Annotated in this window: 10 protein-coding genes; 2 read left to right on the forward strand and 8 right to left on the reverse strand. The window is 69.4% G+C overall.

Annotation, left to right across the window (positions count from 1 at the left end; translation table 11 throughout):
* Positions 1-21: 21 nt before the first annotated feature.
* From pyk to pta, 3 genes are all read right to left on the reverse strand, one after another.
* On the reverse strand, positions 22-1,452 hold the full coding sequence (gene pyk, locus AC5DRG_RS36160; RefSeq protein WP_491803841.1) for a pyruvate kinase: 1,431 nt from the start codon (positions 1,450-1,452) through the stop codon (positions 22-24).
* 73 nt (positions 1,453-1,525) lie between these two features.
* Positions 1,526-2,746, reverse strand: a complete 1,221-nt coding sequence (locus tag AC5DRG_RS36165) for an acetate kinase (RefSeq protein WP_491813252.1) — start codon at positions 2,744-2,746, stop codon at positions 1,526-1,528.
* A 38-nt stretch (positions 2,747-2,784) separates the two neighbouring features.
* Positions 2,785-4,875 carry a phosphate acetyltransferase gene (gene pta, locus AC5DRG_RS36170; RefSeq protein WP_491803842.1) on the reverse strand — a complete coding sequence of 697 codons (2,091 nt, stop codon included), beginning with the start codon at positions 4,873-4,875 and terminating at the stop codon, positions 2,785-2,787.
* 257 nt (positions 4,876-5,132) lie between these two features.
* On the opposite strand from pta, the gene AC5DRG_RS36175 reads away from it, so the two are divergent.
* Positions 5,133-6,158: an ATP-dependent 6-phosphofructokinase gene (locus tag AC5DRG_RS36175; protein WP_491803843.1), complete on the forward strand. Its 1,026-nt coding sequence runs from the start codon at positions 5,133-5,135 to the stop codon at positions 6,156-6,158.
* A 41-nt stretch (positions 6,159-6,199) separates the two neighbouring features.
* Here AC5DRG_RS36175 and AC5DRG_RS36180 read toward each other — a convergent pair whose 3' ends face one another.
* Complete coding sequence (locus tag AC5DRG_RS36180) at positions 6,200-6,940, reverse strand: helix-turn-helix domain-containing protein (RefSeq protein ID WP_491803844.1); 741 nt, start codon at positions 6,938-6,940, stop codon at positions 6,200-6,202.
* Between the two features lie 187 nt (positions 6,941-7,127).
* Here AC5DRG_RS36180 and AC5DRG_RS36185 point away from each other — a divergent pair, with 187 nt between their 5' ends.
* Positions 7,128-7,580: a PPOX class F420-dependent oxidoreductase gene (locus AC5DRG_RS36185; protein WP_491803845.1), complete on the forward strand. Its 453-nt coding sequence runs from the start codon at positions 7,128-7,130 to the stop codon at positions 7,578-7,580.
* Positions 7,581-7,956: 376 nt separating this feature from the next.
* On the opposite strand, the gene AC5DRG_RS36190 is transcribed toward AC5DRG_RS36185, so the two are convergent.
* From AC5DRG_RS36190 to AC5DRG_RS36205, 4 genes are all read right to left on the reverse strand, one after another.
* Entirely contained in the window at positions 7,957-8,148 is a 192-nt protein-coding gene (locus AC5DRG_RS36190) for a hypothetical protein (protein WP_491803847.1), read from the reverse strand.
* Positions 8,149-8,156: 8 nt separating this feature from the next.
* Positions 8,157-9,017: a helix-turn-helix domain-containing protein gene (locus AC5DRG_RS36195; protein WP_491803849.1), complete on the reverse strand. Its 861-nt coding sequence runs from the start codon at positions 9,015-9,017 to the stop codon at positions 8,157-8,159.
* Between the two features lie 806 nt (positions 9,018-9,823).
* On the reverse strand, positions 9,824-11,737 hold the full coding sequence (locus AC5DRG_RS36200) for a tetratricopeptide repeat protein (RefSeq protein ID WP_491813253.1): 1,914 nt from the start codon (positions 11,735-11,737) through the stop codon (positions 9,824-9,826).
* A gap of 184 nt (positions 11,738-11,921) precedes the next feature.
* Complete coding sequence (locus AC5DRG_RS36205; protein WP_491803850.1) at positions 11,922-12,791, reverse strand: 5'-methylthioadenosine/S-adenosylhomocysteine nucleosidase family protein; 870 nt, start codon at positions 12,789-12,791, stop codon at positions 11,922-11,924.
* Positions 12,792-12,874 lie beyond the last annotated feature (83 nt).

The following is a 12,874-nucleotide window of genomic DNA, read 5'->3' on the forward strand; positions in this document are numbered from 1 at the left end:
ACAAGACCCTTTACGCGGCTGTCAGTTGCCGGTGCCGCCGCTGACGTGGTGGACGCGGACCATGTTGGTCGTGCCGGGGACGCCGGGGGGTGAGCCGGCGGTGATGATGACGATGTCGCCGTCGTTGAAGCGCTTGAGCTTGACCAGTTCGCCGTCGACCAGGTCGACCATCTCGTCGGTGCTGTTCACGAACGGCACGACGTGCGACTCGACGCCCCAGCTGAGCGCGAGCTGGTTGCGGGTGGACTCGTCCGTGGTGAAGGCCAGGATGGGCTGCTCCGCGCGGTAGCGGGAGAGCCGGCGGGCCGTGTCGCCGGACTGGGTGAAGGCGATCAGGCCCTTGCCGCCAAGGAAGTCCGCGATCTCGCACGCGGCACGGGCGACCGAACCACCCTGCGTCCGCGGCTTCTTGCCGGGGACGAGCGGCTGCAGGCCCTTGGAGAGGAGTTCCTGCTCGGCCGCGACGACGATCTTCGACATCGTCTTGACCGTCTCGATCGGGTACGCGCCCACGCTCGACTCGGCCGACAGCATGACCGCGTCGGCGCCGTCCAGGATCGCGTTCGCCACGTCGGACGCCTCGGCGCGCGTCGGACGGGAATTGGTGATCATCGACTCCATCATCTGGGTCGCCACGATCACCGGCTTGGCGTTGCGCCGGCACAGCTCGATGAGGCGCTTCTGCACCATCGGGACCTTTTCGAGCGGGTACTCGACAGCCAGGTCACCGCGGGCCACCATGACGGCGTCGAACGCCATCACGACACCCTCCATGTTCTCCACCGCCTGCGGCTTCTCCACCTTGGCGATGACCGGGACCCGGCGGCCCTCCTCGTCCATGACCTTGTGGACGTCGTCCACGTCGGCCGCGTCGCGCACGAAGGACAGGGCGACCATGTCGCAGCCCATGCGCAGCGCGAAGCGCAGGTCCTCGATGTCCTTCTCGGACAGCGCCGGCACGTTCACGGCCGCGCCGGGCAGGTTGATGCCCTTGTGGTCGGAGACGACACCGCCCTCGATGACGATCGTCTTGACCTTCGGGCCGTCGACCTCCAGGACCTTCAGCTCGACGTTGCCGTCGTTGATGAGGATCTGGTCGCCGCGGTCGACGTCACCGGGCAGGCCCTTGTACGTCGTACCGCAGATGGTCTTGTCACCGGGGACGTCCTCGACGGTGATGACGAACTCGTCACCCCGCTCGAGCTCGACCGGCCCCTCGGCGAAGGTCTCCAGACGGATCTTCGGGCCCTGCAGGTCGGCGAGGACGCCGATGGCGCGGCCGGTCTCTTTGGCGGCGGCCCGGACGCGGTCGTACCGCCCCTGGTGTTCGGCGTGCGTGCCGTGGCTGAAGTTGAAGCGGGCCACGTTCATGCCGGCTTCGATCAGGGAGACGAGCATCTCGTGGGAGTCGACCGCGGGGCCGAGAGTACAGACGATTTTCGAACGGCGCATGGGGCGATCCTATCGGTTTGTTTCGCTACGGAATATTCCGTCTGGTGGAAGATACAAATGGGCAGAGAGGTGCTCAGTTGCTCGTCTGGACCAGTGCGAAAGTTTGCGTCGCGATTTCCAGTTCTTCGTCGGTCGGCACCACGGCGACCTTCACCCGTGCGTCCTCGGGCGAGATCAGCCGCGGCTCCACGCCGCGTACGGCGTTCAGCTCGCCGTCCACCGCCAGGCCCAGGGTCTCCAGGCCCGCGACGGCCGCCTCGCGCACCGACGCCCCGTTCTCGCCGACCCCGGCGGTGAACGCGATCGCGTCCACGGTGCCGAGTACGGCGTAATAGGCGCCGATGTACTTCTTCAATCGGTGAATGTAGATGTCGAAGGCGAGCTTCGCCTGTTCGTCACCCTCGTCGATCCGCCGCTCGATCTCCCGCATGTCGTTGTCGCCGCACAGGCCGATCAGTCCGCTCTTCTTGTTGAGGAGAGTGTCGATTTCGTCGATGGACATTTCGCCAACTCGTGCCAAATGGAAGATGACGGCCGGATCCAGGTCCCCGGAACGCGTACCCATCACGAGTCCCTCCAAAGGCGTAAGCCCCATGGAGGTGTCCACGCACCGCCCGCCCCGCACGGCCGATGCCGAGGCCCCGTTGCCGAGGTGCAGCACGATGACGTTGACGTCCTCGGGCGCCTTGCCCAGCAGTTTCGCCGTCGCCCGGGACACGTACGCGTGCGAGGTCCCGTGGAACCCGTACCGCCTGATCCGGTACTCGTCGGCGGTCTCGACGTCGATCGCGTACCGGGCTGCCGACTCCGGCATCGTCGTGTGGAAGGCGGTGTCGAAGACGGCGACCTGGGGGAGGTCGGGGCGCAGGGCCTGGGCGGTGCGGATGCCGGTCAGGTTGGCGGGGTTGTGCAGCGGCGCCACCGGGATCAGCCGCTCGATCTCGGCGAGGACGGCGTCGTCGACGACGGTCGGCTCGCTGAAGCGCTTGCCGCCGTGGACGACGCGGTGCCCGATGGCGGCCAGCTCGGGCGAGTCGAGCCCGAGCCCGTCCTTCGCCAGCTCATCCGCTACGGCCTTCAGGGCGGCCTCGTGGTCGGGAATCGGCCCGGTCCACTCACGGGAGGCGCCTGTGGTGAGCGGCGTGTGCTTGAGCCGGGAGGTCTCCTCGCCGATGCGCTCGACGAGGCCCACGGCGAGCCGGCTGCTGTCGCTCATGTCGAGCAGCTGGTACTTCACCGACGAGGAACCGGAGTTGAGGACTAGTACGCGGGAAGCAAGGGGGGCCGAGCGCAGCTCGTCGGGTAGGGCGGTGGTGGGCGACGGGTGGGAGCTCACTGCTGGGACGCCTTCTGGTCGGAGGTCTGGGCCTGGATCGCCGTGATGGCGACGGTGTTGACGATGTCCTGGACGAGGGCGCCGCGGGACAGGTCGTTGACCGGCTTGCGCAGCCCCTGGAGCACCGGCCCCACGGCGATCGCGCCGGCCGAACGCTGCACGGCCTTGTAGGTGTTGTTGCCCGTGTTGAGGTCCGGGAAGATCAACACGCTGGCCTGTCCGGCGACTTCGGACTCCGGCAGCTTGGTGGCGGCGACCGTCGGTTCCACGGCCGCGTCGTACTGGATCGGCCCCTCGATCCGCAGGTCGGGCCGCCGCAGCCGCACCAGCTCGGTCGCCTCGCGCACCTTGTCGACATCGGCGCCCGAGCCGGACGTACCGGTCGAGTACGACAGCATCGCGATCCGCGGCTCCACCCCGAACTGCTGGGCGGTGGCGGCCGATTGGGTCGCGATGTCGGCGAGCTGCTCGGCGTTCGGGTCGGGGTTGACCGCGCAGTCGCCGTAGACGAGGACCTTGTCGGCGAGGCACATGAAGAAGACCGAGGAGACGATCTTCGCGTCCGGCTTCGTCTTGATGATCTCGAAGGCGGGCCGGATGGTCGCGGCCGTCGAGTGCACGGAACCGGAGACCATGCCGTCGGCGAGGCCCTCCTGGACCATCAGGGTGCCGAAGTAGTTCACGTCGGAGACGACGTCGTACGCCAGCTCGACGGTGACGCCCTTGTGGGCGCGGAGTGCGGCGTACTTCTCGGCGAACAAGTCGCGCAGCTCGGAGGTGGTCGGGTCGATCAGCTGGGCGGCGGCGAGGTCGATGCCCAGGTCGGCGGCCTTCTTGCGGATCTGGTCGACCGGGCCGAGCAGGGTGAGCTCGCAGACCCCGCGCCGCAGCAGCACCTCGGCGGCGTGCAGGACGCGCGCCTCGGTGCCCTCGGGGAGGACGACGCGGCGCTTGTCGGAGCGGGCCTGTTCGAGGAGCTTGTGCTCGAACATCATCGGGGTCACGCGGTCGCTGCTGGGGGCGGAGACCCGCTTCAGCAGGTCGGCGGTGTCGACGTGCCGCTCGAAGAGGCCGAGCGCGGTCTCCGCCTTGCGGGGCGTGGCCGCGTTCAACTTGCCTTCCAGGGAGAAGAGTTCGGCGGCGGTGGGGAAGCTGTTGCCGGCCACCGAGACCACCGGGGTGCCCGGGGCGAGGCGGGCGGCCAGGGTGAGGACCTCGTCGCTGGGCCGCTCGTTCAGGGTGAGCAGCACGCCGGCTATCGGCGGGGTGCCGGCGCTGTGCGCGGCCAGTGCGCCGACCACCAGGTCCGCGCGGTCGCCGGGGGTGACGACCAGACAGCCCGGGGTCAGGGCGTGGAGGAAGTTCGGCAGCATCGCACCGCCGAAGACGAAGTCCATCGCGTCCCGGGCGAGCCCCGAGTCGTCGCCGAGGAGGACCTTGCCGCCGAGGGCGTGGGTGATCTGGGCGACCGTGGGCGCGGAGAGCGCGGGCTCGTCGGGAAGGACGTAACAGGGCACGGGCAGACGGGAGTCGAGCCGCTCGGCGATCGCGTCCCGGTCCTCCCGGTCGACCCGGTTGGCGACCATCGCGAGAACGTCGCAGCCGAGACCGTCGTAGGCGCGGTAGGCGTTGCGGGTCTCGGCGAGGACCGACTCGGCGGGCTGGTTGCGGCCGCCGACCACCGGGATCACCGACGCCCCGAACTCGTTCGCGAGGCGGGCGTTGAGGGCGAGCTCGTCCGGGAACTGGGTGTCGGCGAAGTCGGTGCCGAGGACGAGGACGACGTCGTAGTCACGGGCGACCAGATGGAACCGGTCGACGAGCGTCGAGACCAGCTCGTCGGCGCCCTGCTCGGCCTGGAGGGCGGACGCCCCCTGGTAGTCCATGCCGTACACCGTCGCCGGGTCCTGCGCCAGCCGGTAGCGGGAGCGCAGCAGCTCGAAGAGACGGTCGGGCCCGTCGTGGACGAGGGGGCGGAAGACGCCCACCCGGTCGACCTGGCGGGTCAGGAGCTCCATGACTCCCAGCTCGACGACCTGACGGCCGTCGCCGCGATCGATACCGGTCACGTACACGCTGCGGGTCACGCGTGCTCTCCGTTTCGCCTGGTGGGGGGATTTTCGGGGTGGGTGAGGGGGGATCGAGGGGCGGATCGAGGGGCCGATCGACGGGCTGATCGAGGGGGCTCGGAAAATCGCCCACCGGGGTGAGCGGAACGCTCTTGACAATACCCTTGCCGGTGGATAAGGCGCCCGCCGGCTTCGGGGGAGCGGCGTCGCCCTGGGGGACGTGAAACAATCGGACTGGCTCACCGGTATCAACAGCGACCAGGAGACACAGCACGATGCGTATCGGAGTTCTCACCGCAGGCGGCGACTGCCCTGGCCTGAACGCAGTGATCCGGTCGGTCGTGCACCGAGCGGTCGACAACTACGGCGACGAGATCATCGGCTTCGAAGACGGTTTCGCCGGCCTGCTCGACGGCCACTACCGCAGCCTCGACCTGGACGCCGTCAGCGGCATCCTGGCCCGCGGCGGCACGATCCTGGGCTCCTCCCGTCTGGAGCGCGACCGGCTCCGCGAGGCCTGCGAGAGCGCGCCCGACATAGCCCGCGACTTCGGCATCGACGTGCTGATCCCGATCGGCGGCGAGGGCACGCTGACGGCGGCCCGGATGCTGAGCGACGCCGGCCTGCCGGTGGTCGGTGTCCCCAAGACGATCGACAACGACATCTCGGCGACGGACCGCACGTTCGGCTTCGACACGGCGGTCGGCGTCGCCACGGAGGCGATGGACCGCCTGAAGACGACGGCCGAGTCCCACCAGCGCGTGATGGTGGTCGAGGTCATGGGCCGCCACGCGGGCTGGATCGCGCTGGAGTCGGGCATGGCGGCGGGCGCACATGGGATTTGTCTGCCTGAGCGTCCCTTCGACCCCGCCGACCTGGTGAAGATGGTCGAGGAGCGCTTCGCGCGCGGCAAGAAGTTCGCGGTCGTCTGCGTGGCCGAGGGCGCGCACCCCGCCGAGGGCTCGATGGACTACGGCAAGGGCGAGATCGACCAGTTCGGCCACGAGCGCTTCCAGGGCATCGGTACGGCACTGGCGTACGAGTTGGAGCGCCGCCTCGGCAAGGAGGCCAAGCCGGTCATCCTCGGCCATGTGCAGCGTGGCGGCGTTCCGACCGCGTACGACCGTGTGCTGGCGACGCGCTTCGGCTGGCACGCGGTGGAGGCGGCGCACCGGGGCGAGTTCGGGAACATGACCGCGCTGCGGGGGACGGACATCGTGATGGTGCCGCTCGCGGAGGCGGTCACCGAGCTGAAGACGGTGCCGAAGGATCGGATGGACGAGGCGGAGTCGGTTTTCTAGGGGCTGTTCGCTAGTTTCTAGAGTTTCTAGGGGGGACTGTTCTAGGCGTTCCTTTCCACAGCTGACCAGAAGCGCTCGACGATCTGGTCCAGGAAGTCGCGGCCGGCGTCGGTGGAGTCGTTGGCGGTGCCGCCGGTACCGACGCGGGTGCCCCAGCTCAGGGTGGAGACCATTTGCCCCTGGTAGGTCTGGTACAGCTCCTGGAGGACGGCCTCCAGGAGGCGCCGGTCCAGGGGCACCACTTTGCCCACCGGCTTGACGTATGCCTGCCAGCGCGTGGTGACGGCGCTGCGCAGGAGTTCGGTGAGTCTCCCGTCCCGGCCCATGATGGTGACGAAATCGGGGAGGGACAGTTCGAGCAGGTCGGCGAGCGCGGCGGACTGGCGGTCGGTGCCGCGCCACTCGTCGTTCTCCTCCATGTGGAGATAGGCGAGGAGTTCGAGCCCGACGGTACGGGAGATGTCCTCGGCGGTGAGATTGCGGGCGAGTCGGTGTTCGCGCAACGTGCGGGGTCTGCCGATGAGTTCACCGACGGAACACCACAACACGCCTGCGAGTGCGGTGAGTTCGGGGCTGGTGGGGGTGGTGATTCCGCGTTCCCAGGCAACGACGAGGTCCGGGGTGACGTAGGGCAGTCCGAACGAGGCGCGCATGCCATAGGCAACATGCTCGGGGCCCATGCCGAGAGCGGTACGGAGCTGACGGGCGGCGCGGGCGTTGAACGGGGGAGGCGGCGGCGGGGTGGGCTGATTCGGATGCGGTTGGGCTGGCGGTCGGCGCACGGGGCACAAGCTAGGGGCGATGGGGTGCGATGACTACGGTCTGTTCGGCCAGGATTACAGATTGTAGGAACATACGGTTTCGGCCGTGTGTCTGAGGTGACGTCTGGTCGAGGGGTGGTGGAGGGGTGGTGGCGCCCGTCAGGATGACGCCAAGTCCGCGGCGGCGCTCGACCGGAAGGTGCGTTTGATGAATGGCAAGGTAGAGGGGCATATTCGCGAGCGGCTGCTGGCGCCGAACTTCTGGCACCTCGCGACGGTGGACGCCGACGGAATGCCTCAGGTGTCGCCCATGTGGGCGGACATCGAAGGTGAGTACGTCATGGTCAACACGTCGATCGGGCGCGTGAAGGTGGACAACGTGCGGCGCAATCCGTACGTGTCGCTGTCCCACCACGACCCCGAGAACCCCTACGACCGGGCCGAGATCCGGGGACGGGTCGTGCGGTTCGTGGAGGGGGAGGAGGCGGAACGGGCCATGGATCGGCTGGCGCAGAAGTACATCGGGGAGGAGCGGTATCCGTGGCTGATGGAGGGGGAGCGGCGGGTGATGCTGCTGATCGAGCCGGTGCGGGTGCGGAGGGTTGTGGGGGTGGAGCCGTTTCGGGCGGGGGTGTTGCCGGGGGAGGGGCAGGGTGACTGAGGGGGAGGGGGCTGGGTTGTTCAGGGGTGGGTTTGCGCGTCGGCTTGTTGGGGGCGTGAGCGTGGGGGCCGCTCGCTTCTTTGGGAGTGTCGTGCTTCCGCGGCCCGCGTCAAGGGCGCTCCCTGCGGTCGCGTCCGCTGCGCCGATGGCCCGTTGGGCCACCCTGGACCCGGGTCGCTCCAGCACGGGTGAGAAGCGAGCAAGCGGCCCGGAAAGCGGGGGTCCCGGGTCGGCTTGGCGGCTGACGGTGGGTCCGGGGTGTGGGGCGGCGGGTTGGGGTGGTGGGTGATTGGAGCCTTTGGCCCACGAATCAGAGAGCTGACCTGCGGTTTTCTTCTCGCTGCCTGGGCCTAAGGGGCCAATCACTGGGGCAGAGTTAGAGGAGGTGGTCGGCTTTGCCGGACTTGATGTCTTGGATGAGGGTGCGGAGGGCTTCTCGGGTGTCGGTGAGGGGGTGGTCCTCCTGGCCGGCTACGGCGATGTAGGCGTTGCCGTTTGGGTCGGTGCCTATGCGGAAGCAGTTGGCGCCTTCGCCGCAGAAGGGGGCTTCCCAGGTGATGTCCGGCACGGGGGCTCCTAGAGGTTGGCGAGTTCGTCGGCGAGGGTGCGGATGAAGTCGCGCGAGGCGTCGGGGGCGAGCGCTGCGGACTCGGCCGCGTCGAGCTGGGCGCGGTACTTGGCGAGTTGTGCTTCCGCGTCGATGAACTCCGGGCCGTGCGTGCTGTCGAGTTCCACGGTGTCGAGTTGGGGGACGGCGGCCTCGGCGTAGACGACGGACTGCCCGGCTCCGGGGAAGCCGCCCGCCTTGAACGGGATGACCCGTACGGTCACCGTGTCGCGCTCGGTCATGTGCAGCAGGTGCTCCAACTGCCGTCGCGCGACTGCCGGTCCGCCGAATTCCATGCGCAGGGCGGCCTCGTGGACGATCGCGTCGAGTACGGGGGGATCCGGCCGGTCGAGCACCTGCTGACGGTCGATCCGGTGGGCCACGCGGACGTCGACGTCGGCTGCGGGCAGGCGCGGGATCACGGCGTCGAAGACGGCTCGGGCGTGCTCCTCGTTCTGAAGCAGCCCCGGCAGGTGCACGGTGACGGCGATGCGCAGGCGCTTGGCGTGCCATTCCAGTTCGGCGATGTCCAGGAAATCGTCGCGGAGTTGGCCCCGGTACGCCTCCCACCAGCCTTTGTCGCGTTCGGCGGCCATGGCGGCCAGCGCTGCGATGAGGCCGTGATCCATGCAGCCGTAGTTGTCCGCGAGCGTGCGTACGCGTTCGGCGCTGATGCCCGAGCGGCCCGACTCCATGTTGGGCACGTTCGTACGGGGGACGCTCAGGAGCCCGGCGGCGTACTCCGTCGTCATACCGGCCGCGACCCGCAACTTGCGCAACTCCGCACCGAGTCGCCGCTGCCGCTCCGTCGGTGTACTCCTCGGCGGCATGCGTCCCCTCCTGGTCGGCCATGTGACGGGGGTCAGTCTGCCGCTGCGGCGTGCGGTTGGTCCACCGGGAGTTCAGGGAAGAGTAGTACGTGTACTCCGGCGATGCTCTACAGTCGGTGACGAATCGCTTACGACCCGACGTTGTCGGAAGTGCATCGCGCGAGCCTGCCCATGTGCTCCTTCCCTGGGAGGGGTGGGCTCGCGTCAGGGAGACAGGCCACTGGTCGGGTCGGGCGTCACTCATCAAGTCCGCCGTCTAATAAGGGAGTTAGTCATGTCCGCATCCGTGGCCGTCTCGGCCTGCCCCGTCTCGGCTGATGCGTGGGAGACGCCGGCGCCGTCTCCCGACACGCTCGCCTACAGCTTCACGTTGCCTGCCGGACCGGCCAGTCCGCGTATCGCGCGTGCGGCGACTCGGGTTGTTCTTCAGACGCATGGGCTGGAGGGGATGACGGACGCTGCCGTGCAGGTGGTGGGTGAACTGGCCGCTTGTGCTTGCCGGTTCACGCCTGACAGTGAGGTGTATGTGTCGCTGCGGTATCGGGAGGATGCGTTGCGGGTGATTCTGTTCGACGGGCATCCGCGGCATAGCTATCCCCGGCTCGCTGCGGCCTGCGATGCGCGGAGGCGGGCGGCGTTGCGCGTGTTGGGGTGCGTGGTGCGGGCTTGTGAGGGGGAGTGGGGGTTTGGGGAGGCTCGGGAGCCTGGGGGTGGGACGCGGATGTGGGCTGTGGTGCCTTGGCCGGGGGCTCGGGGGTATGCGGAGGTGGGGGCTGGGAAGGAGTGACGTGGGGGTGGCGTGGTGGCTATTTCTGTCCCTTGGCCCAGGTGCGAGCCTGGTCGGCTTTGGCGGTCTCGCCAGCCTGGGCGTAGGCGGCGGCGGCCTGGAGCCAGAAGGTACGGGCCTCGGCAGGGCGGCCGGCGGACCCGTGGACGAGGGCGAGACAGTGCAGGGCCTGGCCTGTCCGGTACCAGTCCTCGAACTCCCGGTAGACCTCCAGCGCCCTGCCGTACTCCTCGACCGCCTCCGGCACCCGGCCCGCCGCCCGCAGGGCGTTGCCGAGGCTGTGCCACGCGAGGGCCTCGCCGTGGCGGTCCCCGACGGCTTGGTACAGGTCGCGGGCGCGGGTGAGGGTCTCGATCGCCTCCGCCACCTGACCCTCATCCAGCAGGGCGAAGCCGAGGCTGGTCCATGCCCTGGCCTCGGCTTGGCGGTCCCCGACGGCCTGGCTCAGATCGCGGGAGCGGGCGTGTGCCTCGATCGCCTCCGCGCCTCGACTCGCCTCCTGTAGGGCGAGGCCGAGATTGTCCCACGCGATGACCTCGCCGTTGCGGTCCCCGACGGCCTGGCACAGGTCGCGCGAGCGGGTATGCACCTCGACCGCCTCCGCCCCTCGCCCCGACCGCCGCAGGGCGCGGCCGAGGTCGTTCCCCGCGCAGGCCTCGGCCGTGCGGTCCCCCAAACGGCCGGCGGCCTCCAGCGCTGCCCGGCCCACCGCGACCCAATCGTCGAAATACCGCCGCCAGCCCAGATATTCCCCCAGGCATAGAGCCAGCCGCACTGCCGTGCCCGCGAACCGCTCTCCATCCGCCCATCCCACCGCTGCCACCAGCCCAGCCCGCTCCCCGTCCAGCCACCCCAACGCCTCCCCTCTCCCTCCGAACCGCGCCGGCACCGCCATCCCTGGCAACCACCGCAACCAGTCATCCGCCGCATCCGCCCACGCGCAGTAGAAGTCCAGCACCCGCTCCCGCGCCGCCTCCCCTTCCTCCACCAGCCCCGCATCCCGCGCCACCACACCCACCCCAAACGCCCGCACCAGGTCATGCAACCGCCACCGCACACCGCCGTCCGGACTCTCCTCAGCCCAAACCGGTGTGACGAGGCCTCTCGCGGCCAGGTCCTCCAAGCGGCTCACCGCGGCCTCCGCGCCCAGGTCGGCCAGGGCGGCCGCCGCGTCCGTGCCGGTCTCCGCGCCCGGTGCCAGGGCGAGTAGGCGGAGCAGGCGGGCCTGATCGGGAGGCAGGCGGCGGTAAGAGGTCTCCAAGACCGGGTGGAGGACGAGGGAGCGGCCGTACTGATCTGTGCCGCGCGTGCCGTTGTCCAGTGCGGCCATCGCGTCCCCGGCCTGCTTGATCTCGGTCACCAGTGAGGCGATCCCGCGTGTACGGCGTCGGCGCAGCATCGCGGCGGCGATCTGGAGGGCGAGGGGCAAGTGGCCGCAGAGGGAGGTCAGTTCGCGGAGGGCGTCCGGTTCTCGGGCCGGGCGGTCGTCGCGGTCGTCGGCGTCGTGGAGGGCGCGGGTGATGAGCGCGGCCGAGTCGTCGGGAGGGAGCGTTGCCAGGTCGATGAGGCGGACGCCGGTGAGGGCGTCTGGGCGGTCGCGGGAGGTGATCAGTACCCGGTGGCGGTCCGTGCCGGGCAGCAGGGGGAGGTACTGGGCCGGGTCCGAGGCGTTGTCCAGGATCAGCAGCATGCGGTCTTGCTGCTTGGCCAGGAGTCGGCGGTAGGCGTCGTACTGGCGTGCGGCGGACGGTGGCAGATCCGGGCCCTGTACGCCTAGTGCGTCGAGTAGCGCCAGGACCGCCTGGTTGGCGGTGACCGGGTTGTCGTCGTAGCCGCGCAGGTCGACGAAGAGTGTTCCGCCGGGGAACCAGTTCTGCGAGCACGCCTGGTGTGCCGTCTCGACCGCCAGTGCCGTCTTGCCGATGCCGCCCATGCCGGTGACGGCGAAGATGAGGAGGGGGAGGGTGGTGGTTCCGTTCGGGGTGGGTTCGAGGTGGGGGAGCAGGCGGGCCAGTTCTGCCGATCGGCCCGTGAAGCCGAGGGGGCGGGGCGGGAGGGTAGCGGTTGCCACGGGGACCGGGCCACGGGTGTGGGCGGTGCCGGGCTCCGTGCTCGGGCTACCGTCCGTCGTCGGCGGGGCGCTCTCCGACCGACTTTGCGGTGAAGGGTCCTTGGAAGGTGCTTCCCCGGAAGTCGAGGTGGTCTCCGCCGTACGTGGAGCTGCGAAAAGGGCCCTCCCGGGGGTCGGGGGCCGCCTGGCCGGGTGCCGCCGGCTTCGGGTCCAGTTCGTGGAGTACGGCGATGGCGGCCTCGGCTGCGTTCGCGGCGGCTCTTGGCTGTGAACCCCCGGCGTCCGCACGGGACTTGCCTGCGTCCGCCTTGTCGCTGATGCCTCGGATGATCAACGCGCCCGCCTCGCCCGCGAGATGCACCGCGTGGGCTACGCCGGAGCTTTCCATCTCGATGGCGACGGCGTCGTTGTAGCTCGTCCGGATGCGCCGGGCCAGGTCGGAGTCGCTGTCTGCTAGGACGACGTCTCCGACGGCGATCGGCTTGAAGTGGGCCTTGCCGCGCAACGCCTCTCTGGCCGCCTGCATCAGGCGGTACGAGGCGCGCCAGGCCTCTGGACGGTCCAGGAAGCCGTCGGAGGTCTGCTTGCCGCCGTGGATGGCGTACACCTTGGTTGCGACCACGACGTCGCCGATCTCGATGTCGTCCTTCAGGCCGCCTGCGACACCGACGAGCAGTACGGCCTCGGGGTCGAGCCACGACAGTACGTGCGTGGTGATCGCGGCGGCCGTGAGTGTTCCCTCGCCCATGTCGATCAGCGCGACCTGCCAGGGCGTGCCTGGGAGTCGGCCTCGTTTGGCCTTGGTGCCGTAGCGCGGCTCGGTGAGCTTCTCGACCTGCGTGAGGTGGGCCAGCACGGCCTCGTATTCGAGGGGCAGCGCGGTGAGGACGGCCACGGTGGGTGTTGTCTCCGGCACGGTTCTACGGTACTGCCAAGGTGGCTGCGCAGAACGGGTGTTGGGCGGGTATGTCGGGCGTACCTTGATGTTGCGCGGTGTGT

It is taken from the genome of Streptomyces sp. JLBG701 (assembly GCF_058544905.1).

Coding starts and splice junctions, on each gene's coding strand:
- AC5DRG_RS36185 (WP_491803845.1), top strand. CDS start 7,128: ATGAATGGCAAGGTAGAGGGGCATATTCGCGAGCGGCTGCTGGCGCCG.
- AC5DRG_RS36200 (WP_491813253.1), bottom strand. CDS start 11,737: ATGGGCGGCATCGGCAAGACGGCACTGGCGGTCGAGACGGCACACCAG.
- AC5DRG_RS36175 (WP_491803843.1), top strand. CDS start 5,133: ATGCGTATCGGAGTTCTCACCGCAGGCGGCGACTGCCCTGGCCTGAAC.
- AC5DRG_RS36195 (WP_491803849.1), bottom strand. CDS start 9,017: ATGCCGCCGAGGAGTACACCGACGGAGCGGCAGCGGCGACTCGGTGCG.
- pyk (WP_491803841.1), bottom strand. CDS start 1,452: ATGCGCCGTTCGAAAATCGTCTGTACTCTCGGCCCCGCGGTCGACTCC.